Annotated in this window: 22 protein-coding genes; 7 read left to right on the forward strand and 15 right to left on the reverse strand. The window is 72.6% G+C overall.

What is annotated here, in order from left to right; all coding sequences use genetic code 11:
* Window positions 1–35 precede the first annotated feature (35 nt).
* The gene (locus AC1DWH_RS02990; protein WP_477092411.1) at window positions 36–2,510 is read left to right on the forward strand and encodes a DNA gyrase/topoisomerase IV subunit A; all 2,475 of its coding nucleotides are present in this window, start codon (window positions 36–38) and stop codon (window positions 2,508–2,510) included.
* On the opposite strand, the gene AC1DWH_RS02995 is transcribed toward AC1DWH_RS02990, so the two are convergent.
* Together AC1DWH_RS02995 and AC1DWH_RS03000 are read right to left on the reverse strand one after the other, a co-directional pair.
* Window positions 2,511–3,257 (reverse strand): lysoplasmalogenase, encoded by a 747-nt coding sequence (locus AC1DWH_RS02995; protein ID WP_477092412.1) that lies wholly within the window; start codon window positions 3,255–3,257, stop codon window positions 2,511–2,513. It lies immediately after the preceding gene.
* 120 nt (window positions 3,258–3,377) lie between these two features.
* Window positions 3,378–4,409 carry a GNAT family N-acetyltransferase gene (locus tag AC1DWH_RS03000; RefSeq protein ID WP_477092413.1) on the reverse strand — a complete coding sequence of 344 codons (1,032 nt, stop codon included), beginning with the start codon at window positions 4,407–4,409 and terminating at the stop codon, window positions 3,378–3,380.
* Between the two features lie 85 nt (window positions 4,410–4,494).
* Between AC1DWH_RS03000 and AC1DWH_RS03005 the strand changes: the two genes are divergently transcribed.
* A complete protein-coding gene (locus AC1DWH_RS03005) occupies window positions 4,495–4,974 on the forward strand; it encodes a P-loop nucleotide/nucleoside kinase family protein (RefSeq protein WP_477092414.1) in 480 nt (159 codons plus the stop codon).
* Window positions 4,975–4,990: 16 nt separating this feature from the next.
* Here AC1DWH_RS03005 and AC1DWH_RS03010 read toward each other — a convergent pair whose 3' ends face one another.
* Window positions 4,991–7,117 (reverse strand): DNA gyrase/topoisomerase IV subunit B, encoded by a 2,127-nt coding sequence (locus tag AC1DWH_RS03010; RefSeq protein WP_456843903.1) that lies wholly within the window; start codon window positions 7,115–7,117, stop codon window positions 4,991–4,993.
* Between the two features lie 162 nt (window positions 7,118–7,279).
* Between AC1DWH_RS03010 and AC1DWH_RS03015 the strand changes: the two genes are divergently transcribed.
* Entirely contained in the window at window positions 7,280–7,489 is a 210-nt protein-coding gene (locus AC1DWH_RS03015; protein ID WP_315096168.1) for a DUF7455 domain-containing protein, read from the forward strand.
* Window positions 7,490–7,559: 70 nt separating this feature from the next.
* Here the strand turns inward: AC1DWH_RS03015 and AC1DWH_RS03020 are convergent, their stop codons facing one another.
* The 9 genes from AC1DWH_RS03020 to AC1DWH_RS03060 all read right to left on the reverse strand — a co-directional run bounded on the left by AC1DWH_RS03020 (window position 7,560) and on the right by AC1DWH_RS03060 (window position 15,161).
* Window positions 7,560–7,838 carry a YciI family protein gene (locus AC1DWH_RS03020; RefSeq protein WP_477092415.1) on the reverse strand — a complete coding sequence of 93 codons (279 nt, stop codon included), beginning with the start codon at window positions 7,836–7,838 and terminating at the stop codon, window positions 7,560–7,562.
* Window positions 7,835–8,329, reverse strand: coding sequence for an SRPBCC family protein (locus AC1DWH_RS03025; RefSeq protein ID WP_477092416.1), 495 nt, complete (start codon window positions 8,327–8,329; stop codon window positions 7,835–7,837). The genes AC1DWH_RS03020 and AC1DWH_RS03025 overlap by 4 nt, the downstream gene beginning before the upstream one ends.
* Entirely contained in the window at window positions 8,316–8,669 is a 354-nt protein-coding gene (locus AC1DWH_RS03030) for an ArsR/SmtB family transcription factor (RefSeq protein ID WP_477092417.1), read from the reverse strand. The genes AC1DWH_RS03025 and AC1DWH_RS03030 overlap by 14 nt, the downstream gene beginning before the upstream one ends.
* Entirely contained in the window at window positions 8,666–9,025 is a 360-nt protein-coding gene (locus tag AC1DWH_RS03035) for a VOC family protein (RefSeq protein WP_477092418.1), read from the reverse strand. The genes AC1DWH_RS03030 and AC1DWH_RS03035 overlap by 4 nt, the downstream gene beginning before the upstream one ends.
* Before the next feature lie 79 nt (window positions 9,026–9,104).
* Window positions 9,105–10,574 (reverse strand): hypothetical protein, encoded by a 1,470-nt coding sequence (locus tag AC1DWH_RS03040; protein ID WP_477092419.1) that lies wholly within the window; start codon window positions 10,572–10,574, stop codon window positions 9,105–9,107.
* 203 nt (window positions 10,575–10,777) lie between these two features.
* Window positions 10,778–11,455, reverse strand: a complete 678-nt coding sequence (locus tag AC1DWH_RS03045) for an FMN-dependent NADH-azoreductase (protein WP_477092420.1) — start codon at window positions 11,453–11,455, stop codon at window positions 10,778–10,780.
* 258 nt (window positions 11,456–11,713) lie between these two features.
* On the reverse strand, window positions 11,714–13,306 hold the full coding sequence (locus AC1DWH_RS03050; RefSeq protein ID WP_477092421.1) for an RNA polymerase sigma factor: 1,593 nt from the start codon (window positions 13,304–13,306) through the stop codon (window positions 11,714–11,716).
* 237 nt (window positions 13,307–13,543) lie between these two features.
* Entirely contained in the window at window positions 13,544–13,939 is a 396-nt protein-coding gene (locus AC1DWH_RS03055; RefSeq protein WP_456843896.1) for a universal stress protein, read from the reverse strand.
* Window positions 13,940–14,036: 97 nt separating this feature from the next.
* Window positions 14,037–15,161: a DUF4192 domain-containing protein gene (locus AC1DWH_RS03060; protein ID WP_477092422.1), complete on the reverse strand. Its 1,125-nt coding sequence runs from the start codon at window positions 15,159–15,161 to the stop codon at window positions 14,037–14,039.
* A 122-nt stretch (window positions 15,162–15,283) separates the two neighbouring features.
* Here AC1DWH_RS03060 and AC1DWH_RS03065 point away from each other — a divergent pair, with 122 nt between their 5' ends.
* Complete coding sequence (locus tag AC1DWH_RS03065; protein WP_477092423.1) at window positions 15,284–15,838, forward strand: hypothetical protein; 555 nt, start codon at window positions 15,284–15,286, stop codon at window positions 15,836–15,838.
* Between the two features lie 10 nt (window positions 15,839–15,848).
* The gene (locus AC1DWH_RS03070) at window positions 15,849–16,970 is read left to right on the forward strand and encodes a polyprenyl synthetase family protein (RefSeq protein WP_477092424.1); all 1,122 of its coding nucleotides are present in this window, start codon (window positions 15,849–15,851) and stop codon (window positions 16,968–16,970) included.
* Between the two features lie 3 nt (window positions 16,971–16,973).
* Here AC1DWH_RS03070 and AC1DWH_RS03075 read toward each other — a convergent pair whose 3' ends face one another.
* The gene (locus tag AC1DWH_RS03075; protein WP_477092425.1) at window positions 16,974–17,387 is read right to left on the reverse strand and encodes an Rv2175c family DNA-binding protein; all 414 of its coding nucleotides are present in this window, start codon (window positions 17,385–17,387) and stop codon (window positions 16,974–16,976) included.
* Window positions 17,388–17,531: 144 nt separating this feature from the next.
* Here AC1DWH_RS03075 and AC1DWH_RS03080 point away from each other — a divergent pair, with 144 nt between their 5' ends.
* Entirely contained in the window at window positions 17,532–18,692 is a 1,161-nt protein-coding gene (locus tag AC1DWH_RS03080; RefSeq protein ID WP_477092426.1) for a LysM peptidoglycan-binding domain-containing protein, read from the forward strand.
* A 48-nt stretch (window positions 18,693–18,740) separates the two neighbouring features.
* Entirely contained in the window at window positions 18,741–20,786 is a 2,046-nt protein-coding gene (pknB, locus tag AC1DWH_RS03085; protein ID WP_477092427.1) for a Stk1 family PASTA domain-containing Ser/Thr kinase, read from the forward strand.
* Window positions 20,787–20,835: 49 nt separating this feature from the next.
* Here the strand turns inward: pknB and AC1DWH_RS03090 are convergent, their stop codons facing one another.
* Window positions 20,836–22,188, reverse strand: coding sequence for a class II 3-deoxy-7-phosphoheptulonate synthase (locus tag AC1DWH_RS03090; protein WP_477092428.1), 1,353 nt, complete (start codon window positions 22,186–22,188; stop codon window positions 20,836–20,838).
* Window positions 22,185–23,405, reverse strand: coding sequence for a pyrophosphate--fructose-6-phosphate 1-phosphotransferase (locus AC1DWH_RS03095; RefSeq protein WP_477092429.1), 1,221 nt, complete (start codon window positions 23,403–23,405; stop codon window positions 22,185–22,187). The genes AC1DWH_RS03090 and AC1DWH_RS03095 overlap by 4 nt, the downstream gene beginning before the upstream one ends.
* Window positions 23,406–23,432: the final 27 nt, after the last annotated feature.

Genomic DNA, 23,432 nt, shown 5'->3' on the forward strand with positions numbered 1-23,432 from the left:
CCGCACCGCAGACCGGCCCCCGAGGAGCAGCACCCATGGCGCGTCGCCCCGCGACCCCCGACCTCCCGCCCGAGGACCTCGTCGAGCGCATCGTCGACATCGACGTCGCCGCCGAGATGGAGGGCTCGTTCCTCGAGTACGCCTACTCGGTCATCTACTCGCGCGCGCTCCCCGACGCCCGCGACGGCCTGAAGCCCGTGCAGCGGCGCATCCTCTTCCAGATGTCCGACATGGGCCTGCGCCCCGACCGCCCGTACGTGAAGTCGGCGCGTGTCGTCGGCGAGGTCATGGGCAAGCTCCACCCCCACGGCGACGCGGCGATCTACGACGCGATGGTCCGCCTCGCCCAGCCGTTCTCGCTGCGCCTGCCCCTGGTCGACGGCCACGGGAACTTCGGCTCGCTCGACGACGGCCCCGCCGCGCCCCGGTACACCGAGGCCCGCATGGCGCCCGCGGCACTGGCGATGACCACGGGGCTCGACGAGGACGTCGTCGACTTCGTGCCGAACTACGACAACAAGCTGACCCAGCCCGAAGTGCTGCCCGCCGCGATCCCGAACCTGCTGGTCAACGGCGCGGCCGGCATCGCCGTCGGCATGGCCACCAACATGGCGCCGCACAACCTGGTCGAGGTGATCGCCGCCGCCCGCCACCTGGTGATGCACCCCGCCGCGACGCTCGAGGACCTGCTGCGGTTCGTGCCGGGCCCCGACCTGCCGTCCGGCGGCAAGATCGTCGGCCTCGACGGCGTCCGCGAGGCGTACCGCACGGGCCGCGGCGCGTTCCGCACCCGGGCGACCGCCCGCATCGAGAACGTCACGCCCAAGCGCAAGGGCATCGTCATCACGGAGCTGCCGTACACGGTCGGCCCCGAGAAGGTCATCGAGAAGATCAAGGAGGGCGTCCAGAACAAGAAGCTCTCCGGCATCTCCGACGCCGTCGACCTCACGGACCGCCAGCACGGCCTGCGCCTGGTCATCGAGATCAAGACCGGCTTCCACCCCGAGGCCGTCCTCGAGCAGCTCTACCGCTACACCCCGCTCGAGGACTCGTTCTCGATCAACAACGTCGCCCTCGTCGACGGCCAGCCCCGCACGCTGGGCCTGCGCGAGCTGCTCGTGGTCTGGGTGGAGCACCGGCTCGTCGTCGTCCGCCGGCGGTCCGAGTACCGGCTGGCCAAGCGGCTCGAGCGTCTGCACCTGGTCGAGGGCCTGCTCGTCGCGATCGTCGACATCGACGAGGTCATCCAGGTGATCCGCACGTCGGACGACGCCGACACCGCGCGGGCCCGGCTGCGCACCGTGTTCGACCTCTCCGAGCCCCAGGCCGAGTACATCCTCGAGCTGCGCCTCCGCCGGCTGACACGGTTCTCCCGGATCGAGCTGGAGAAGGAGCAGCAGCAGCTGGCCGAGGAGATCGCGGAGCTGCGCGAGATCCTCGGCGACGACGTCCGCCTGCGTGCGCTCGTCTCGGACGAGATGGCCGAGGTGGCCGCGACCTACGGCACGCCGCGGCGCACGATCCTGCTCGAGTCCGCCGGCGGCACGTCCGTCACCGGTGCACCGGCCGCCCGAGGAGCCGCCGCACCGCTCGAGATCGCCGACACCCCCTGCTGGGTGCTCCTGTCCGGCACGGGCCTGCTGGCTCGGACGGCGTCGGAGGACCTGCCGGCCCGCGTCGAGGGCGCCCGCCGCGCCAAGCACGACGTGGTGACGTCGTCGGTGCCGGCCACCGCGCGCGCCGAGATCGGCGTCGTGACGTCCCAGGGCCGCATCGTGCGCGTCTCGGTGCTGGACCTGCCGGGTCTGCCCCCGACCGACGGCGCGCCGTCCCTGTCCGGCGGCGTTCCCCTGGGCGAGGTGGTGACCCTCCTGCCCCGCGAGCGTGTGGTCGGCCTGACCTCGCTCGCCGCCGACGCGCCGACGCTCGCCCTGGCCACCGTGCAGGGGACCGTCAAGCGGGTCTCCTCGGGTGACGTGCCCGGGAACCGCGACGCGTGGGAGGCGATCTCCCTCAAGGACGGCGACGAGGTGGTCGGCGTCGCCGCGGTCACCGACACCGACGAGCTGGTGCTGGTGGCCTCCGACGCGTCCCTGCTGCACTTCCCGGCCTCCGCCGTGCGCCCCCAGGGGCGGGCAGCGGGCGGCATGGCCGGCATCAAGCTCGCCGCCGGTCAGCGCGTCGTCGCCTTCGGCGCCGTGGGGGCCGACGACGTCGACTCCGCGGTGGTCGTCACCGTCGCCGGCGCGTCCGCGGCGCTGCCCGGCACCCAGGCGGGCTCCGCGAAGGTCACCCCGTTCGAGGCCTACCCCGGCAAGGGGCGCGCGACGGGCGGGGTGCGGGCACACCGGTTCCTGCGCAACGAGGACGCGCTCATCCTCGCCTGGGTCGGTGCCGCACCGGCCTGGGCGACGGGCTCGGCCGGACAGCCCGTGGAGCTGCCGCCCCTCGATCCCCGCCGCGACATGTCCGGCACGGCGCTCGCCGCGCCGGTGCAGGCGATCGGCTGATCAGACCAGCGCGACCACGTTGTCGGGCACGGGCCGGCGCTGCGCCACCACCCGGACCGGCCGCGGCGCCGGGGCTCGGCGCTCGGCGCCGTTGCGGACCACCACGGCCGCCGCCAGCAGGCCCTGGCCGACCACGTAGGTGAGCATGACCCAGAAGCCCTGCCCGGCGAGGTCCCACGAGGGCACGAACGCGTCGAGGGCGATGAGGCTGTCGCTCAGCAGGAAGATCGCCCCACCGATCGTGGCGAGCCGGCCCAGCCCCGTGGCGAGCACGGCCATCGCGGTGAGCACGCCGCCGTACAGGGCGACGGGGACGAGCAGGCTGCCTGCACCCGGGGCGCAGAGGGCGACCAGCCCGACCAGCACCGCGGCGTAGGGCAGCAGGAGCAGCGGGTGGCGGTAGACCACGGAGCGCCGCACGTGGGGGGCGAAGGCCACGACGTAGGAGACCTGCGCCAGCATGAAGAAGCCGACCATGACGAGGAACGACGCGTCGTCGCCCACGAACGACGGGACCAGATCGCCCAGCCACGAGAACCCGAGCGCGACCAGCACCCACGTCACCAGGTGACCCCGGGGCCATCGGGTGGCGGACGCGACCACCGCGGCCAGCGTCGGCATGAGGAGCCACTGGGCCACCCGGGCGACCTCCTCGGCTCCCGTCCACTCCGCGGTGAGCTGCACGAGCACCACGACGACGAAGACCGCGACCCACGTGCGCGCGGCCATGGACAACGTGCGTCCCACGGCGACCTCCTCGGGGCCGGACACCCTCGTCCGGCGACAGAAAACGGCCGGACACCGTCGTCCCGCCGCGCCGATGCTAACCCGGCCGGGGGCGTGCGCGAGGCGCTTCGACGCGCGTCCTCAGAGCTCGATCGAGAACATCGCCGAGCTGTGGAACACCGCGTAGCCCAGACCCTCGTAGAGCCGGTGCGCCCCCGATTGGTTCGCGGTGTCGACGCCGAGTTCGGCCATGTCCATCCCGTCCGCCCGGTACGCCGCCATCACGGTCGCGAGGAGCGCCGGGGCGAGCCGACGACCACGCCACGCGCGCCGCACGCCGAGCAGGTCGGTGTAGCCCGCCTTGTAGCCGATGACGGGCCAGTCCTGCTCGTACCGTCCCGACACGAGGTACCCCGCCACCTCGTCGGTCGCCTCGTCCACCGCGACGAAGCTCCACGCGGGGGCGAACATGCTGCGGCCCTGCGCCCAGTCCTCGGCGGTGCGCGGCTCGCTCCCCCAGTGGTCCGCGAACGCCTCGTTGTGCGCGAGCCGCACCTGGTCGTCCCGCTCGTCGGCCCACGGCTCGATCCGCACGCCGTCGGGGACCTCGATCGCCGGCAGCTCGACGTCCAGCGGCCGGCGCATCTCGGCGTAGAACCGCATCGGCGCGAACCCGGCGGCCCGGAGCAGCCGCGCGGTGGCGTCGGCCCCGTCGTCCGTCTGGGAGGCGAGCCGGGCGGGGAGCTCCTTGCCGGACGCCGCGAGCACCTGCCGACCCCGCGCCACCTCCCAGGCCAGCACCTGCCGACCGATCCCCCGCCCGCGCCACTGCGGGTCGACGGCTCCGTCGAGGAAGGCACGGACCACCCGCGTGTCCCCCGGCGGCTGGTTGACGCGCGCGTACGCCCTGATCACGCCGTCGGGCTCGACCCCGGCGAGCGTGTCGCGTGCGTGGTCCTTCCAGTCGCCGTCGAACTCCTCATCGATCTCCTCGGCCGACGTGCGGTACGGCGCGCCGTCCGCCTCCTCGACCGCCGTGACGAGCCTCGTGAGCGCCGCGACGTCGTCCCGTACGAGGGGCCGCCACGTGAGGCCGGGCGTCCCGGTCGGCAGGGGGACGTCCGCGGGCGCGGCGGCGCGGACGGCGATGGGCGCGAGGTCGGTGGTGGTCACGACGGCCACGATCCCCGCCGCGGCACCGTCACGGCAACCGAAAAGACGCTGTGCACCGCCGCCCGGAACCGGCACGATGGCCCGCGTGTCGACCTCATCGCCGCGGCTGGTGCTGATCTGCGGGCTGCCGGCCTCGGGCAAGTCCACGCTCGCCCGCCGGCTGGCCACCCAGCTGCCCGCGATCAGGCTCGACAAGGACGCGTGGGTGGAGCGACTCGGCGGCGACCTGTGGGACGACGACTTACGCGAACGCGTGGAGGGGCTGCTGTGGGACCTCACACTGGAGCTCCTCGAGCAGGGTCAGAGCGTCATCCTGGAGTGGGGACACTGGGCCCGGGCCGAGCGGGACGAGAAGCGGCTCGGCGCGCGCGCTGTCGGGGCGGACGTGGAGCTGCACTACCTGTCCGCGCCGATCGACGAGCTCGTCGATCGGGCCGAGCGACGCACCGCATCGGGCGAGTGGACCGCCGCACCGATCACGCGGGAGCACGTCGAGACGTGGGCCCGGGTCTTCCAGGCGCCCGACGAGGACGAGCTGCGGTTGTACGACGACCCGGCCTCGTGAACGACGCCTCTCGTCCTCAGGCGTCGATGCGGCTGCGGTCCAGGCCCTCGGCGCCGGCCACGATGAAGTCCTTGCGCGGCGCGACGTCCGAGCCCATGAGCAGCTCGAAGATCTCCTCGGCCCGCTGGGCGCCCTCGGCCGTCACCCGGCGCAGCGTGCGGTGGCGCGGGTCCATGGTCGTCTCGGCCAGCTGGTCGGCATCCATCTCGCCCAGGCCCTTGTAGCGCTGGATGTCGTCCTTGTAGCGCTTGCCGGACCGGTCCAGCTTCTTGAGCGTCGCCGCCAGCTCGGCCTCGGAGTACGTGTACACGTACTCGTTCTTGCGCCCGCCTCCGGCGATCACCTCGATGCGGTGCAGCGGGGGCACGGCGGCGTAGACCCGCCCGGCCTCGACCAGCGGCCGCATGTACCGGAACAGCAGCGTGAGCAGCAACGTGCGGATGTGCGCGCCGTCCACGTCGGCGTCCGTCATCAGCACGATCTTGCCGTAGCGCGCGGCCTCCAGGTCGAACGAGCGACCCGACCCGGCACCGACCACCTGGATGATCGCCGCGCACTCGGCGTTCTTCAGCATGTCCGTGATGGACGCCTTCTGGACGTTGAGGATCTTGCCGCGGATGGGCAGCAGCGCCTGGAAGTCCGAGCTGCGCGCCAGCTTGGCCGTGCCGAGCGCGCTGTCGCCCTCGACGATGAACAGCTCGCTGCGCTCGACGTCGTCGGACCGGCAGTCGGCAAGCTTGGCCGGCAACGAGGACGTCTCCAGCGCGTTCTTGCGCCGCGAGATCTCCTTCTGCTTGCGCGCCGAGAGCCGCGCGCGCATCTCCCCGACGACCTTGTCCAGCAGCAGCGACGAGTGCGCCTTGTGGTCGCGCTTGGGCGAGACGAAGATCGCGCCGAGCTCGGTGTCCAGGACCTTGGCGACGATGGCGCGGACCGGCCCGGTGCCCAGCACCTCCTTGGTCTGCCCCTCGAACTGCGGCTCGGCCAGCCGGACGGTCACCACGGCGGTCATGCCCGCGAGCACGTCCTCCTTCTCGATCCGCTCGGAGGTGTCGCGCGCCGAGATCTTCAGGCGCCGCGCGTTCGCGTCGACCGCCTTGCGCATGGTGCGCAGCAGCCCGGCCTCGAACCCGGCCAGGTGCGTGCCGCCCTTGGGCGTCGAGATGATGTTGACGAAGCTGCGGACCTCGGTGTCGTACCCGGTGCCCCACCGCAGCGCGATGTCGACCTCGCAGGTGCGGGACACCTCCTGCGCCGTCATGTGCCCGCGGTCGTCCAGCACCGGGACCGTCTCGGTGAACGCGCCCGACCCGGTCAGGTGCCACGTGTCGGTCACGGCCGTGTCCGGCGCCAGGTGGTCGACGAAGTCGACGACTCCCCCGCTGTGCAGGAACGTCTCCTCGTGCGGGCCGTCGGCGCCGGGGGTGCCCGCGATGCCGCGCTCGTCGCGGACCGTCAGGGTCAGCCCCGGGACCAGGAAGCTGGTCTGGCGGGCGCGGGTGACCAGCTCGTCGTAGGCGAAGACCGCGGTCTTGGGGAAGATCTGCGGGTCCGCCCAGTACCGGACGCGGGTCCCGGTGCGGGCCCGGGCGACCTTCGCGCCGACGGCCAGCTCCGAGCCGGAGACGAAGGGCTCGAACGGGTTCTCGGGGCCGATCACGCCGCGGTCGTCGAACGTGCCGGGCTCACCGCGGTGGAACGTCATCCGGTGCGTGCGGCCGCCGCGGTCCACCTCGACGTCGAGCCGGGCCGACAGCGCGTTGACCACCGAGGCGCCGACACCGTGCAGACCGCCCGACGCCCCGTAGGAGCCGCCGCCGAACTTGCCGCCGGCGTGCAGCTTGGTGAACACGACCTCGACGCCCGTCAGGCCCGTCTTCGGCTCGATGTCCACCGGGATGCCGCGGCCGTTGTCGCGCACCTCGACCGAGGAGTCGGCGTGCAGCACGATCTCGATCCGGTCCCCGTGCCCACCCAGGGCCTCGTCCACCGAGTTGTCGATGATCTCCCACAGGCAGTGCATCAGGCCGCGGCTGTCGGTGGTCCCGATGTACATGCCGGGCCGCTTGCGCACCGCCTCGAGGCCCTCCAGCACCGAGAGGTGCCGAGCCGTGTAGCCGGACTGCGAGGAGGTCGTCGTCACGGGCCGATGGTAGTCGCCGGGGCCGACAGGCCGTCGACACCATGCCGCCGGGCACGGCTGTGTTGCGGGCCGGTTACAGTCCACTACGCGGTGAGCGAACCACCCGCTCCGAGTGCTGGCGAATGGCGGCCGGGATGGTTCTATGGAGTCGTGACCGGGACCATGACGCATCCACTGACCGCGGCCGACCGCTGCGACCGCTGCGGCGCACAGGCCTATGTCCGAGTTGTCCTCCCGGTGGGAGAGCTCCTCTTCTGTGCGCACCACGCGCGCGAGCACGCACCGAAGTTCGCCGAGCTGGCCACCCACGTGCAGGACGAGACCGACCGCCTGCTCGCTGAGCACGGAGCCGGCGCGGGCGCCGCGAGCTGACGCTCCGGCATCACCCACGACTGCGACGAGGCCCGGACCGGATGGTCCGGGCCTCGTCCGTCCTGCCGTCTCAGCCCAGCACGTCCGCCCAGGCGTGCACCCGATAGGCCTGCACGACGCCGTGCACCACGAACGGGTCCGTCGCAGCGAACTCCTCGGCGGCCTCGCGGCTGACCAGCACGCACATCGACCCGTTCACCTCGGGCTGCTCGAACGTGCCGATGCCCGTCAGCAGGCCTCGCGCGGCGAAGTCCTCGTAGTGCGCCGTGTGCTCCGCCATGTGCAGCGGCGCGAGCGCGAGCACGTCCGGGCCGGACTCGTACAGCACGACGTACCTGGTCACGCTCACGGTGCGGACGCCTCGACGTGGTCGACCAGCCGGGCGAAGATCATGCCCCAGCCGCGCACGTACGACCCGCCGCGGTAGCCCTCCGGCAAGGCGCACGCGCCACCCAGCTGCTCCTCGGTCATGCGTTCCCACCCGCGGTGCTCGACGGAGACGCGGGTGAGCCGGGGCCCGAGCGCGCGGAAGGTCAGCTCCACCTCCGTCGGCTCCGGCGTGAGCAGCCACGACATGGTGAACCCGTGCGGCGGGTCCCACGCGACGAGCTGGCCCCACACTCGGGTCGTCCCGTCGTGCCAGGTCTCGACGACGGCGCCGCCGAGCCGGCGCTCCATCGTCACGTCGCGCACCCGGTCCCCGCCGGCGGAGAACGGTTCGACGGGCCACCACGCCCCGATCTCGCGGACGAACACGTCGAACGTCCTGGTCACGTCCGCGCGCACGGTCGTGGCCTGGCGCACCGGCGGCGCGGCGAGGGCGAGCTCAGGCCGACGCACGGTCGTCCCTCTCGGCCCCGTCCGCGTCGACGACGCCGACCTCCGCCTCGACGAGCCGCCGGGCCGAGTCCAGCGACGCCGCCCACGTCTCGTCGAGATAGGCCCGCAGTCCGGCCAGCCCCTCGGGCCGCGACCGGTAGAAGTTCCGCGTCCCCTCGGTCCGGCGGGTCACCAGGCCGGCGTCCTCGAGAACCCGCAGGTGCTGGCTTACGGCGCTCCGCGTGACGTCGAACTCCGCGGCCAGACGCCCGACCGGGACCTCGTCGTGCGCCAGGAGCGTGAGGATCTCCCGGCGCCGGGGTTCGGCCAGCGCCCGGAGAACGGTGTCGGTATCCCTCACGCCCACAGTCCTACCGCATGCCCGTCGGGGTCGGCGAGGACCGCGATGCTGCCGTTGTCGGCCGGGAGCTTCGTCGGCGGGGTCACGGTGGACCCGCCGAGCTCCTGCGCCTGGGCCAGGGTCGCGCCGAGGTCCTCGACCCGGACGTACAGCAGGATCCCCGGCGGCATCCCGTCGGGGTCCGCCGCGCCGATGCCGCCGCCGACCGTCTCCGCCGGCGACCCCGTGTCGAGGAGCGTGTAGCCGCCCAGCTCGGGGGGCGCCTCCCCCGTCCAGCCGAACAGCTGCGTGTAGAACTCGCGTGCGCGGTCGGGGTCCGTGCTGGTGATCTCGAACCACATGACGGGACTGCCCATGATCCACCTCCGGTCGGCCGTTCTGACCGGACAATCGTCAGTCCTGACTAACCGTTAGTCAAGACTGACGGTGCGTCGCTCAGATGAAGTAGCCCATGAGATCGAGCACGACGTGTGTCCGGGAGTAGGCGTAGAGGGACAGACCGCTGGCCGAGAACGACCCGATGGCCGCGTTCGCGGCGGTCTGCCCGGGCGCGTAGTTCACGGACGAGGACGCACCGACCGTGCCGGTCACCGAAGGCAGCAGCTGGAGGTAGCCCGCTGCCGACGCCTCAGTCGCAGTGACGTTGAGGAAGACGGCCGAACCGCCGCCGACGGGAACCTGCGGCGACATCCGTCGGTCGAGCATCGTCAGCGACCTGTCACCCAACGCCGTACTGGACCGCGTGTCGAGCACCCGCTCCGGCAGCACCGGAACGAAGAGACCGGTCGCAGTGGTCGGCGCGGTCGCGTCCGTGAAGTACCCCACGACGTCTGCGATCAGATGCGTCCCGCCCGAGGTGTACAGCGAGATCGCGCCGTCCGGACCGACGGGAACGATGGCGAGGTTGGCCACCGTCTGCCCGGCACCTGTGAGGTTCACGTTCGACGTCTGACCGAACGTGGTCGTGCCACCCGGCACCACCTGGACGAAGCCCGCCCGGGCCGATTGGGTTGCCGTGACCGTGAGCGCGACTGCCGACACGCCCAGGGGAAGAGGGGCGTGGCCTCGCATCGGGAGCGTGACGAACGTCCCGGCCGCGGGCATCGGGTTGTGGTCGTAGGGCGCCTGCGGCGCCTTGGGGGCGTTGGCGAACCACTCACACGGGATCAGGTCATCGTCAGTGTCCAGTCGGCCGATGTCACCGAAGTACGGGTAGTAGTCCCAGAACCACTTGTTCGCGGCCTCCCAGCTGCCGGCGAAGTCACCACAGTCGAGGTCCCGGGGCCGCGCCGGCGCGGGGCCACTCGCGGTCGGCAGCGTGGCGGGCGGAGCGACCGGGGTGAGGCCTGTGCGATCGCGCGAGTCGAGCACCCGCTTGGGCGCGGACAGCGCCGTGTAGCGACCGGCCGCACTCTGCGACGTCTCCAGGAAGTAGCCCGACACGTCGACCACGAGGTGCCCGCCCGCCATGTCGTACAGAGTGATGCTGCCCCCGGCGCCCACCGGGACCGTGATCAGGTTCGTCGCCGTCTGACCCGCCGTCACGTTGATGTTCGACGAAGCGCCGGGCGTCCCACTGCCGGTGGGCAGGGCCTGGACGTATCCGTCGCGCCGGGCACCGGTCACCACGACATTGACAACGACTGCCGTGACTCCGACCTGGGGGATTCCGCGCTGGCCGGCGATCGGGACGTCGACGAGAGCTCCGACGGCGGGGGTTGCCGCGGCGGCTCCGTCCACCACCCGCGTGTCCAGGAACCGCACGGGAGACATCGAGACGTACGCCCCTGCGCCGTCGGCGGCCGCCGCTGTGGCCGATGAGGGCGCTACGGCGACGACGGTCACCGCTGCCACGGCGACCAGGACGAGCCGCGCGACGGCGCGCGCGTAGGGAATTGCCTGCATGGGGATGTGCTCCGGGGGTCGGTCGATCACCGGCCACGACGGCGGCCGAGCGCGAGCGGGCGACACTCGCCGGTGGGAAGCGTACGGGCGTACCGACCCGGAGCGGTGGGACGAACGTCCCGGGTGACGGCGCGCAGGGACGACGGCGACGCCCGGCCTGCCGGCCCGGGCATCGCTCGCTCGACCCGCTCGTCTGTGCGCCCCTACGAGGCGACCGGCAGCGCCGCGACCCGGTCGGCGGTGAGCTCGGCCCAGTCGGCCGACGCCGCCAGCGTCCGCGCCCGGTCGACCGCGTCGGCGATCGCCGCGGCGCGCAGCACGGGCGACGCGTCCATCGGCTGGGCGCTCACGAACTCGACGTCGGTGATGCCGATGAAGCCGAAGATCGCGCGCAGGTACGGCTCCTGGAAGTCGAACGCGTGCATCGGACCGCCGGCCGAGTAATCACTGCCGCGCGAGGACGTCACGACCATCTTCTTGCCCAGCACCAGCGGCATCACGTGCCCGGTCTCGTCGTAGCGGAACGAGTAGCCCGGCTGGACGATGCAGTCGATGTAGTACTTCAGCGCGTACGGGATGCTCAGGTTCCACATCGGCGCGCTGATCAGGTAGGCGTCGGCCGACAGGAAGTGGGCGATCACCGCCTCGACCTGCGCCCAGGCGTCGGCGTGCGCCGGGTCGATCGGGCGGCCGACCATCAGGCTGTACTTCGCCTCGATGTTCTCGCCCTCGATCGCGGGCAGGTCGCGGTCGTACAGGTCGACGACGTCGACGGTGACGTCCGGGTGGTGCTCGCGCAGGCTGGCGATGAACGCGTCCGACGCCTTGAGGGTGTTCGACACCTCATGACGGGGAGAGGCGATGATGTGCAGCAGCTTCATGTCGGAACCCCAGAGCCTCGAAGTGACGTGACGGGCCGTTCCACCGACGAGCTGGTGGTCGGTCACGACGTCGGGACGGACCACCTCTCGTTTCGGACATTACGGACAGCATGTTTCCGACTGGGGTCGCATCGTTTCCGCCGCGTGAACTCGCGCGGGACGCGACTGGCTCCCGTGGGACGCGACTGGCTCCCGTGGGACGCGACGAGGCCCGGACCACCTGGTCCGGGCCTCGTCGTCGTTCGTCGGGATTGCTCGTCAGTCGAGATAGTCCCGCAGGACCTGCGAGCGCGACGGGTGGCGCAGCTTCGACATGGTCTTCGACTCGATCTGGCGGATCCGCTCGCGCGTGACCCCGTAGACCTTGCCGATCTCGTCGAGCGTCTTGGGCTGACCGTCGGTCAGGCCGAACCGCATCGACACCACGCCGGCCTCGCGCTCCGAGAGCGTGTCGAGCACCTGGTGCAGCTGCTCCTGCAGGAGCGTGAAGCTCACGGCGTCCGCGGGGACGACAGCCTCGGAGTCCTCGATGAGGTCACCGAACTCGCTGTCACCGTCCTCGCCGAGCGGCGTGTGCAGCGAGATGGGCTCGCGGCCGTACTTCTGGACCTCGACGACCTTCTCGGGGGTCATGTCGAGCTCCTTGGCGAGCTCCTCGGGCGTGGGCTCGCGGCCCAGGTCCTGGAGCATCTGCCGCTGGACGCGGGCGAGCTTGTTGATGACCTCGACCATGTGCACCGGGATACGGATGGTGCGGGCCTGGTCGGCCATCGCGCGGGTGATCGCCTGCCGGATCCACCACGTGGCGTACGTCGAGAACTTGTAGCCCTTGGTGTAGTCGAACTTCTCGACAGCGCGGATCAGACCGAGGTTGCCCTCCTGGATCAGGTCCAGGAACAGCATGCCGCGGCCGGTGTAGCGCTTGGCCAGCGAGACGACGAGGCGCAGGTTGGCCTCGAGCAGGTGGTTCTTGGCCCGACGACCGTCGTTCGCGATCCACTCGAGCTCGCGCTTGATCTTGGGCTCCATCGTGATGCCCGCGTTCAGCCGCTCCTCGGCGAACAGGCCGGCCTCGATCCGCTTGGCGAGGTCCACCTCCTGCTCGGCGTTCAGCAGCGCGACCTTGCCGATCTGCTTGAGGTAGTCCTTGACCGGGTCGGCCGTGGCGCCGGCGGTGACGACCTGCTGCGCCGGGGCGTCGTCGTCGTCGGCGTCGGAGTAGACGAAGCCGCTGTCCTCGGACTCCTCCTCCTTGGCCGCCGGCTTCTTCTCGTCGCCGTCCTCGGAGTCCTCGTCGTCGGCGTCGGCCGCGTCCTCGACCACCTCGACGGCCTCGACGACGACCTCCTCGATGGCTTCGATGTCGATCTCCTCGCCCTCGACGACCTCGTCCTCGACGGCCTCAGCGGCGCCGGGAGCGGTCGCGGCCTTCTTGGCGGCGGCGGTCTTCGCTGCGGCCGGCTTGGCCGCGGCAGTCTTGGCGGCCGTGGTCTTGGCGGCGGTGGTCTTGGCGGCCGTCGCGCGAGCGGTCGCGGGCTTGGCCGGAGCCGCAGCCGCGTCGTCGGTGGTCACGACGGCCTTGGTGGACGGGCGCGCCTTGGCGCTCGTCGCGGCGACGGCTCGAGCAGGAGCGGCAGCGGCGGCAGGCTCGCGGACGCCGATGCCGGCGGTCGCGAGGCCACGGACGACGGCGCGCAGACGCTTGGCGTCCTGGACGTCCGCCTGCTCGCACGCGGTGCGCAGCTCCTCGGCGCCCACGGTGCCGTGGGTGCGCCCGCGCAGGACGAGGTCCTGGAGGGCAGGGTGCTCGAACTCACGCGGAAGAGCGGGATGCGGGGTCTGGGACGACACGAACGACCTTTCGGCAGCGCGACACCCGGAACGGGGCCGGGAGGTAGATAGACATTGTACCGACCCCACGGGCCGCTCGGCGCTACCACGGGCACGACGACACGACCGTCAGGGACGGCTCTCAGGGGGTCCTCGTGCTCAACGAACGGGGCGCGCGAGAGATTCCCGCCCGTTTCTCGGGTGATCGGCGGGTCGGACCGTGAGACGGTCCGAGCGCCGTCGGGGTCTTCCGTCCGGTCAGGCCGGACCCGGTTTGACCGTCAGGACCGGGCACGGGGCGTCGAAGAGCACGCGCTGGGCGTTGGCGCCCAGGATCAGCTTGCCGACCGGGCTGCGCCGTCGCAGGCCGAGGACGACGAGCTGGGCGTCGACCTGCTCCGCCGTGGCGATCAGGTCGTCCGCGACGTCGCCCCCTCGCAGCAGTCGCACCTCGTGGTCGACGCCCGCCGCGACCAGCTCGGCCCGGACCCGGTCCAGCTCCGCCTCGACAGCGCTGCGCTGCTCCTCCGGCTCGTCGGGTCGCGCACTGACGACGACCACGACGCGGGTGTCGCGCTGCCGCGCCTCGTCGATCGCCGCCCCGAGAGCCGCCCGACCTTCCGGAGTGGCCAGATAGCCGACCACGATGCCCATCGGTCCTCCCCTCGTCCGGCGGCAACACCGCCGTGACCGTGACGCTACCGGAGGCTGCGGGCGGCGACGAGCGCACCGCGTGGGATCTCACCGCAGGTCAGTCGACGTGCCGGACCCAGCCGGGCGGGATGGCGGCGCGGAGCGTGTCGTCGAGCAGCTCGGCCAGCCGGTACCCGGGCTCGGCGTCGAGGGCACCGTCGAGCAGCACGCGTGCACGAGCCCCGTCCCCGCGCCACCACGCCAGCAGGGCCAGGAGCGTCAGCGCCGGCGCCTGCGCCCCTGTCCGCCCGCGGGCGACCATCGCCTCGAGCACCGCCTCGTGCACCGCCGTGGCCCGCTCCGGCGGGACGACTCCCCGGCGCGGGTCGATGATCATCGCCATCGCCCCCGAGAGCGCCGCGTCCAGCTCCGGCGTCGCGTCCTCGCCCCGGACGCACTGCTCCGGGAGGTCACCGGTCCCGGGCACCAGCGACACCAGGACCGCGTCGCGGACCGGCTTGTCGGCGATGCCCACCTCCAGGCGGCCCCACGGCGCGCCACCCGACCCGGGCCCGTCGGTGGCCACCAGCGCGACCGCCGCCCGCCAGGCCGCGAGCGACTCCTCCCGCCACCTCGTCACCTCGTCAGGACCTGCGGCAACGGCGTCCTGCCGGCGCCGCTCCCACCGGCGGCGCACCCGGGCGACCGACCGACGGATCTCCCCGTGCGCCGGGTGGATCCGGGCGATGTCCTCCCGCGAGTCGGCGACGGCCGAGCCGGCCAGCACCAGCGTGGCGCCGACCTGGGTGCTCTCGAGGTCACGGAGCGGCCGGCCGCCCGGCGGGCAGCAGTCGTCGTGGCAGTCGAGCGCGAAGTAGCCCTCCGGGGTGACGACCCAGACGTGGATGTCGCCGAGCGCCTTGCCCGCGGCCTCGCGGAAGTGCCGGGTCGCCCGCTGCTGGGGCCCGTCCTCGCCCCGCGGGTCATGGTCGGTGTAGAGGACGAGGATGCCCCGCCGGGCGGCATCACGGTCCAGGAGCGAGACGAGCGACCGCGCGAGCAGCGGCCCGTCGGACTCGTCGGCGAGGTGCACCAGGTCGACCCGCACGACGAGGCCGACCACGCCGCGGGGTGGCCGGAGGCTGACCGCGACGGCGCTGTCGCGCGGGCGGAAGCCGAGCCGGTGCGGCACGAGCGCGAGGATCTCCCGGGGCTCACTCACCCGGAGCGTGGTGGTCTGCATGGCGCCAGCCCACCCGAGCCGGCGCTCTCGCAGGCCCGTCGCCGACCGATCTGTGCACGAGCCCGTCGGCCGCGGGGCTTGTGGGCGGCTCACCACCTGGGTCGGGCCGCTAGCCTGTCCCGATGCCCAGCCCTGCCGCGATCTCGACGCGCGCCCGATACGGCCTCACGGCCGTCGTCGTGGCGCTCGCCGTCTGCGCGTCGAGCGCTGCGTGCTCGACCAGCGGCCCGGGTCGGGAGTCACCCACCGGCAGTGCGGTCGCCGTCGCGACACCGGCGCCGAGCCCGACGGAGGCCCTCTTGCCCGACGGGACGGACAGCACGAGCTCGGCGGTCGGCGAGCTCGCCGCCGGCTTCCCCGTCACGCTCGTCCCGGTGCCGGAGGGCGCCGAGGTGCTCGTCTCGTCGGCGGAACCGGTCGAGGGGACGGACCTCACCGAGATCAGCCTCAACCTGCGCACCGGCCAGGACGCGGCCGGCCTGCTCGCCGCGGTGAGCGCCCCGCTCGTCGCCGCGGGGTTCACGGAGGGCACGCCGCCCGCGGCGGAACCGGGCCTCGCGGCGCAGTCGACGTTCTCCCGCGGCGACGGCTCGGAGCTGCTCGTCGTGGGCATCCTCGACCGCGACGGCCAGCGCACCCTCACCCTCGGGGGGCGGGTGCGTCTCCCGGCGCCGTAGGCTGCCCCGCGTGAGCGCAGCAACCCCGGCCCTCGTCGACGTCGAGGACGTCCGCACCCGCATCGACGAGCTGCTGACCAGGCACGTTGCCCAGCTGCGCACCGTCCTGGCGGCGGCGAGCGACGACGCCGACGTGCTGGCCGACGCCGTGGCGCAGATGCTCACGGGCGGCAAGCGGCTGCGCGCGGCGTTCTGCTACTGGTCGTGGCGGGCGCACGGCGGCATCCCCGGCACGCCCGAGGCGGACGCGGTCCTCCGTGTCGGGGCGGCGCTCGAGCTGTTCCAGGCCGCGGCCCTGTTCCACGACGACGTGATGGACGACTCCGACACGCGACGCGGGTTCCCCGCCGCGCACCGCGCCTTCGCGGCCGTGCACGACCGGCACGGGCTGACGGGTGACGCCGAGCGGTTCGGGATGTCGGCCGCCATCCTGCTCGGGGATCTCACCCTCATCGCGAGCGAGCAGGAGTTCGCGGGAGCCCTCGCGCTGCAGCCGATCCCCCGCGCGGAGCGCGCGCGGGTCGTCTTCGACCTGATGCGGACCGAGGTCACGGTCGGTCAGTACCTCGACGTGCTGGCGCAGGCCCTGCCGTGGGGCGACGACCCGGCTCGCGACGAGACCCGTGCGCGCGAGGTCATCCGGGCCAAGGCCGCCCGGTACAGCGTGGAGCACCCGATCGTGCTCGGCGCCGCGCTCGCGGACGCCGACGAGGCCGAGCTCGAGGCGTGCCGCGCGCTGGGCCTGCCGCTCGGCGAGGCGTTCCAGCTCCGCGACGACCTGCTCGGGGTGTTCGGCGACCCCGCGACCACGGGCAAGCCCGCGGGGGACGACCTGCGCGAGGGCAAGCGCACAGTGCTGGCCGCGCGGGCGGTCGCCCGGGCCCGCGCCGTCTCCGACGACGCCACCGTGCAGCTGCTGCGCGAGCGTCTCGGCGACCGGACGCTCACCGAGGCGGACGTCGCCGTCCTTGCCGAGGCGATCCGGCGCACCGGGGCTCCCGACGACGTCGAGACCCTGATCGACGACCTCGCCGCCCGCGCGTTCGCCCTGATGGACGGCCGCCCCTGGCGCGAGCCGGCGCGCGCGCAGCTGATCGGCCTCGCGCACGCCGCGGTCGACCGCCGCGCCTGAGCCTCAGAGCTCGGCGGCGGCCCGTCGACGGATCTCGGTCTTGCGGCCCGCGCGCAGCGCATCGATGGGCGAGCCGGGCAGCGAGTCGTCGGGCGTGAAGAGCCACTCGATCGCGGCCTCGTCAGAGAACCCGGCGTCGGACAGCACCGTCAGCGTGCCCTGCAGGGACGCGAGGACCGTCCACGGCTGATCGTCGTCGGGATGCGTGGGCTGAGCGGGGTTGGCCAGGTGGCCCGGGACGAGGAATGCGGCCGGGATCGAGAACACCCGGGGGTCTCCGCGGCGCATGCCGACCAGCTTGCGCTCCTGCACGATCCGGCGGACCTTCGACGCGTCGAGGCCGATCCGGTCGGCGACATCAGGGACGGTGAGCCACTCGTCGACCAGTCGGTCGAGGGCATCTGAGGAATCGTTCACCCGACAAGAGTACGCATCCGGGAATTACACCGGCGCAATTCCCCCACGCGCTTTCGCCCCTTGCGGTATTCGGATACGTTCACATTCTGTCACACCAGTCACACAGGCCACATCCGTTCACTTTCGCACCACGAGGTAGGTCCCATGTCGCAGCACGCCACCGCCCGCGCCGACGGGCTGCGTCGCGTCGCCACCGGCACCGGTGCCACGCTCGCGCTCGCCGCGGTCGCCGTGACCGCGACGGGGGGCGCCGCCCAGGCCGACGACAGCTACACCGTCCGCACCGGGGACACGGTCAGCCACATCGCCGCCCGCAGCGGCACCACCGTCGCCGCGATCACCCGGGCCAACGCGCTCGCGGACGCCTCGCGGATCCGGATCGGCCAGGTGCTCACGATCCCGTCGGCGTCGTCCGCCGCCCCCGCCCCGGCAGCCGCGCCCGCCGCCCCCGCGCCGGCCGCCGGCTCCTACACCGTCGTCTCGGGCGACACCGTGAGCCACATCGCGGTCAAGCTCGGGACGTCCGTCCAGGCGATCGTCGCCGCCAACGGGCTCGACTCGCGCGCGCTCATCCGGATCGGGCAGACGCTGTCGGTCCCGGGCGGCGGGGGCACGTCGTCGGCGCCGGCCCCGGCCGCAGTGGCCCAGGCGACCTCCTCCGTGGCCTACACGGTGCGCTCGGGCGACACGGTCACGGGAATCGCCGCCGCGAAGGGGACGACGGTCGCGGCGATCGTCGCGGCGAACGGCCTGGGCGCGCGCGCCATGATCAAGATCGGCCAGACGCTCACGGTGCCCGTCCCGGTCGCCGCCCCGTCGGCCGTCGGCAGCACCTTCGCCGGCCGCACGTATGCCGACTCGGTGGTCGCGGCAGCCAACGCGAACCTCGCGACCCTGCGCGGGTCGGCCGTGCCCTCGAAGTCCGAGATGCAGGCCAAGGTCGCCGCGACGGCACGGGCGATGGGCGTCGACGCGGCGCTCGCCCAGGCGGTCGCGTTCCAGGAGTCGGGGTTCAACCACGCGGTCGTCTCCCCCGCCAACGCCATCGGCACCATGCAGGTCATCCCGAGCTCGGGCGCGTGGGCGTCGGACCTGGTCGGCCGGCAGCTGAACCTCGTCGACCCGGACGACAACGTCACCGCCGGCGTCGCGATCCTGCGGGCGCTCGTGCAGAACGCCCCCGACCTGCCGACGGCGATCGCCGGGTACTACCAGGGCGCGTCATCGGTGCAGCGCAACGGCATGTTCGCGGACACGCGGCGCTATGTCGCCAACGTCCAGACCCACATGACGCGCTTCCACTGAGGCCCCGCCTGCGGGACGCGCCGCACTCCCGACCGTAGACTCCCTGCCGTGGGAGCCACCGTCACCGATCCGCTCGTCGGCCGCCTGGTCGACAGCCGGTACGAGGTCGTGTCCCGCATCGCCCGCGGCGGCATGGCGACCGTGTACCTCGCGGTCGACCGGCGCCTGGACCGCGACGTCGCGCTGAAGGTCATGCACGCCCACCTGGCCGAGGGCACGTCCGGCACCGACTTCGTCGCCCGCTTCCGCCGGGAGGCGCGCACCGCTGCCCGGCTGACGCACCCCGGGCTGGTCGGCGTGTACGACCAGGGTGTCGACGGCGAGACCAGCTACCTGACGATGGAGTACATCGACGGGTCCAACCTGCGCCGCTACCTCGGCGAGCGGGGGGCGTTGACCGTCGGCGACGCCCTGCGCATCGGGGAGAACGTGCTCGACGCGCTGGCCGCCGCGCACCGCGTCGGCCTGGTGCACCGGGACATCAAGCCCGAGAACGTGCTCCTCGCCACCGACGGCCGCGTGAAGCTGGCGGACTTCGGGCTCGCGCGCGCGGTCACCGAGGTCACCTCGACCACCACCGGCACGGTGCTCGGCACGGTCGCGTACCTGGCTCCCGAGCTGGTCGTCCGCGGCGTCAGCGATGCCCGGACCGACGTGTACGCGTGCGGCATCCTTCTGTTCGAGATGCTCACGGGCCGCCAGCCCTTCACCGGCGAGACGCCGATCCAGGTGGCGTTCCAGCACGTCAACAACGACGTACCCGCGCCGTCGGAGCAGGCCGACTGGCTGCCCATCGAGATCGACGACGCCGTGCGCGCGCTCGCCGCGCGCGACCCCGACGACCGCCCGGTCGACGCCGCCGCCGCGCTGGCCCTCCTGCGCCGCACCCGCGCCGCGCTCGACGAGGAGACCCTCGCCCGGCACGCCGACGTCGCCCCCTCCATCGTGCTGCCCGCGGCCACCGACCCGGCCGAGACGGATCTCGACACGGAGGCCCCGGAGGGCGACGAGCCCGTCGACGAGCTGGCCGAGCCCGACATCGACGAGCGGTCCGACCCGGACCAGGACGAGACCACGCTGATCGAGACGGGCGACGGCCGCGGCACCACGGTCGCGCTGCCCATCGGCCTCGGCGTCAGCGCCGAGGTGCTGCGCACCGGCCCCCACGACGCGCCCCCGCCGGTCCGGCATCACCGCGCCCGCTGGATCGTCCTGCTCGTGCTCCTGGCCGCTCTGATCGGCGGCGGCGCCTGGTGGTACCTGCAGCAGGGTCCGGGCGCCTACACGACCGTGCCGACGATCATCGGCCAGGACGAGGCGCACGCGACCGGGATCCTGACGCGCGCCGGGCTGGGCGCGAAGGCCACCTCCGACTTCGATCCCACGGCCCAGGCCGGCCTCGTCTTCGTGGCCGACCCCGGACAGGGCGAGCGGATCCGCAAGGACGGCACGGTCACGTTCACCATCTCGAAGGGACCGGACTACGTGCAGGTCCCCGACGGGGTGGTCGGGCAGATGCAGGCCGCCGCCGACGCCACGCTGCGGGCCGCCGCCCTGGAGCCCGTCTACACGGACCCGGCCACCAGCGACACGGTGGAGAACGGGAAGGTCATCAGCGCCACGCTGCCGAGCGGAGCCCCGGCGGACCCGGGGGCGCAAGCGCTGCGCGGGGACAAGATCACGCTAACGGTCTCCAGCGGACGCGCGCCGGTCACCATCACCTCCGTGGTCGGTGCCTCCGTCGAGGACGCCACGAACCAGCTCGCGCCGGACGCCCTCACGCTCGCGCCGACCGAGGCGTTCAGCGACACCGTCGGCAAGGGCCTGATCATCGACCAGAACCCGGCCGCCAACACCGCCGGTCACCGCGGCGACGTCATCGCGGTGACGGTGAGCAAGGGTCCCGAGCTGGTGACGGTGCCCGACGTCGTCGGGAAGAACGGCGCCGGCGCCAAGCAGGCGATCGAGGCCGCCGGCCTGGTCTACAAGGCGCAGAAGTACCTGGGCGGCATCCTCGACCGCGTCCGGTTCCAGGACACCGCCGCGGGCTCGCAGGCGCCCAAGGGCAGCACGGTCACCGTCACCATCTGGTGACGACGACGCCCCGGCAGCTCGGGGCGGCCGGGGCGTCGTCGTACGTGCGTCAGCTCGCGCGGAGCAGTTCCACCACCTGGAACGCCATCTCGAGTGACTGCTGGTGGTTCAGGCGCGGGTCCACGAGGGTCTCGTAGCGACGGGCCAGGCCCTCGTCGTCGATCTCCTCGGTGCCGCCGAGCACCTCGGTGACGTCGTCGCCGGTGAGCTCGATGTGCAGGCCGCCGGGAACGGTACCCAGGCCGCGGTGCACCTCGAAGAAGCCCGCCACCTCGTCCATGACGTCGGAGAACCGGCGGGTCTTGTAGCCGGACGCGGACGTGATCCCGTTGCCGTGCATCGGGTCGCACACCCAGGTGACGGGTCGACCGTCCGCGGCGACCTTCTCGACGAGCGCGGGCAGCAGGTCCCGGACCTTGCCGGCGCCCATGCGCGTGATGAAAGTGATGCGACCGGCCTCGCCCTGCGGGTTCAGCTTGTCGATGAGCGCGAGCGCGTCGTCGCCGGTGGTCGTCGGACCCAGCTTGATGCCCAGCGGGTTCTGCACGCGCGAGAAGTAGTCCACGTGCGCCCCGTCGAGCTGCCGGGTCCGCTCCCCGATCCACACGAAGTGGCCGGAGCAGTCGTACGGCAGCCCGGTCCGCGAGTCGATGCGGGTCAGCGGGCGCTCGTAGTCGAGCAGCAGGCCCTCGTGGCTGGAGAAGAAGTCCACCGAGCGCAGCGCGTCGAAGTCGGCGCCGCACGCGGCCATGAACCGGATCGCGCGGTCGATCTCGGCCGCGATCTCCTCGTACCGGGAGTACGCCGGGTTCGCCATGAAGCCGCGGTTCCACTCGTGCACGCGCAGCAGCGACGCGAAGCCACCCGTGGTGAACGCCCGGATCAGGTTCAGCGTCGACGCGGACGTGTGGTACGCCTCGAGCAGGCGCTGCGGGTCCGGCGTGCGGGCCTCGGGCGTGAACTCGTAGCCGTTGATGATGTCGCCACGGAACGCCGGCAGGGTGACCCCGTCGCGCGTCTCCGAGTCGGAGCTGCGCGGCTTGGCGTACTGCCCGGCCATGCGGCCCATCTTGATGACCGGCAGGCTGGCGCCGTACGTGAGCACGACGGCCATCTGCAGGATCGTCTTGATCTTGTTGCGGATGTTGTCGGCGGTGGCCTCGCCGAAGGTCTCGGCGCAGTCGCCGCCCTGGAGCAGGAACGCCTCGCCCCGGCCCGCCGCGGCGAGCTGGGCGCGCAGGTGGTCGGCCTCGCCGGCGAACACCAGCGGCGGCAGCGTGGACAGGCGCGTCGTGACGGCGTCGAGGGCGGTCGCGTCCGGCCAGTGCGGCTGCTGCACGGCCGACATCGAACGCCAGGCGTCGAGCCCTGCGACGACCTGGGGGTCCGGCTCGACGCTCATGAGTGGCTGGCCGGGACGAGGGGCTGACCGATGTCCGCCAGGAGCGCGCCGAACCAGGGCTGCGACACGTCGAACGCCTTGCCACCGGCGATGCGCGGGAACTCGATGGCACGCAGCACGTCGCCCTGCTCCTCGTCGTGCCCGATGACGCCCGACTCCCCGCGCAGCGCGCACTCGACGGCCAGGTCGGTCATCGACTTGATGAGTCGCAGGTCCTCGGCGTTCGCCGCCGCGGCGCGCGAGTAGTAGCCGGACTTCTGCACCATGACCTTCTCGGCGCCCAGCTTCTCGGCGAACTGCTTGGCGAACCACTGGCCCGGGTTGATCGTGTCCAGGCGCACGTGCCCGAACGCGTCGCGCAGCACCTCGGTGCCGGACGACTCGAGCTGATCGACGATCTCGTGCATGCCCGCGCCCTCGGACAGGAAGATGTTGACGTTGCCCTGCTCGTCCATGATCGTCTTGAGGCGCGCGGCCTCGGCGTCGATGTCCAGCGCCAGCTCGGGCAGGAAGACGGCGTGGATGTCCCAGCGCTCGCGCGTGAGGCCGATGCCGGGCACCCACTCCTGCGTGTCGAGCCACTTGCGGTAGTCGGCCGCAGCGGCGGCGGTCAGCCACCCGCAGTGCCGCCCCATGACCTCGTGCACGATGAGCATGCGCGGGCCCGAGCGGTGCTCGCCGATGATGTTCGCGGCGAAGCCGGCGGCCTCCTCGGCCGCGGTCCACGCGCCGAGCGACTGCTTGATGGGCACCACGTCGTTGTCGATGGTCTTGGGCAGGCCCACCACCGTGAGCTCGTAGCCGTTCTCGTGCAGGTAGGCGGCGAGGTCGGCCGCGGTGGTGTTCGTGTCGTCGCCACCGATGGTGTGCAGCACGTCCACGCCGTCCGCCTTGAGGCGCTCTGCGGCCACCTGCAGCGGGTCCTCGCCCTCCTTGACCAGCCCGCGCTTCACGCAGTCAGCCGCGTTGGTGAGCTTGACCCGCGAGTTGCCGATGGGAGACCCGCCGAACTTGTGCAGGATGCCGGCCTTCGCGCGCGTCTCGTCGTCGATGACGATCGTGTCGCCGCGCAGCAGCCCGTAGTAGCCGTGCTCGTACGCGATGATCTCGATGTCGGGAGCGATCTCCGTGTACCGCTCGATGAGCCCGCCGACGGCGGACGACAGGCACGGGGCGAAGCCACCTGCGGTCAGGAGGGCGACGCGACGAACCGACATGAGAAACACCTCTCGTTGACACCGTCG

It is taken from the genome of Cellulomonas sp. P2_F12 (assembly GCF_056403775.1).

Coding starts and splice junctions, on each gene's coding strand:
- AC1DWH_RS03065 (WP_477092423.1), top strand. CDS start 15,284: ATGCCCAGCCCTGCCGCGATCTCGACGCGCGCCCGATACGGCCTCACG.
- AC1DWH_RS03090 (WP_477092428.1), bottom strand. CDS start 22,188: ATGAGCGTCGAGCCGGACCCCCAGGTCGTCGCAGGGCTCGACGCCTGG.
- AC1DWH_RS03080 (WP_477092426.1), top strand. CDS start 17,532: ATGTCGCAGCACGCCACCGCCCGCGCCGACGGGCTGCGTCGCGTCGCC.
- AC1DWH_RS03045 (WP_477092420.1), bottom strand. CDS start 11,455: ATGAAGCTGCTGCACATCATCGCCTCTCCCCGTCATGAGGTGTCGAAC.
- AC1DWH_RS03055 (WP_456843896.1), bottom strand. CDS start 13,939: ATGGGCATCGTGGTCGGCTATCTGGCCACTCCGGAAGGTCGGGCGGCT.
- AC1DWH_RS02990 (WP_477092411.1), top strand. CDS start 36: ATGGCGCGTCGCCCCGCGACCCCCGACCTCCCGCCCGAGGACCTCGTC.
- AC1DWH_RS03035 (WP_477092418.1), bottom strand. CDS start 9,025: ATGGGCAGTCCCGTCATGTGGTTCGAGATCACCAGCACGGACCCCGAC.
- AC1DWH_RS03040 (WP_477092419.1), bottom strand. CDS start 10,574: ATGCAGGCAATTCCCTACGCGCGCGCCGTCGCGCGGCTCGTCCTGGTC.
- AC1DWH_RS03060 (WP_477092422.1), bottom strand. CDS start 15,161: ATGCAGACCACCACGCTCCGGGTGAGTGAGCCCCGGGAGATCCTCGCG.
- AC1DWH_RS03095 (WP_477092429.1), bottom strand. CDS start 23,405: ATGTCGGTTCGTCGCGTCGCCCTCCTGACCGCAGGTGGCTTCGCCCCG.
- AC1DWH_RS03015 (WP_315096168.1), top strand. CDS start 7,280: ATGACGCATCCACTGACCGCGGCCGACCGCTGCGACCGCTGCGGCGCA.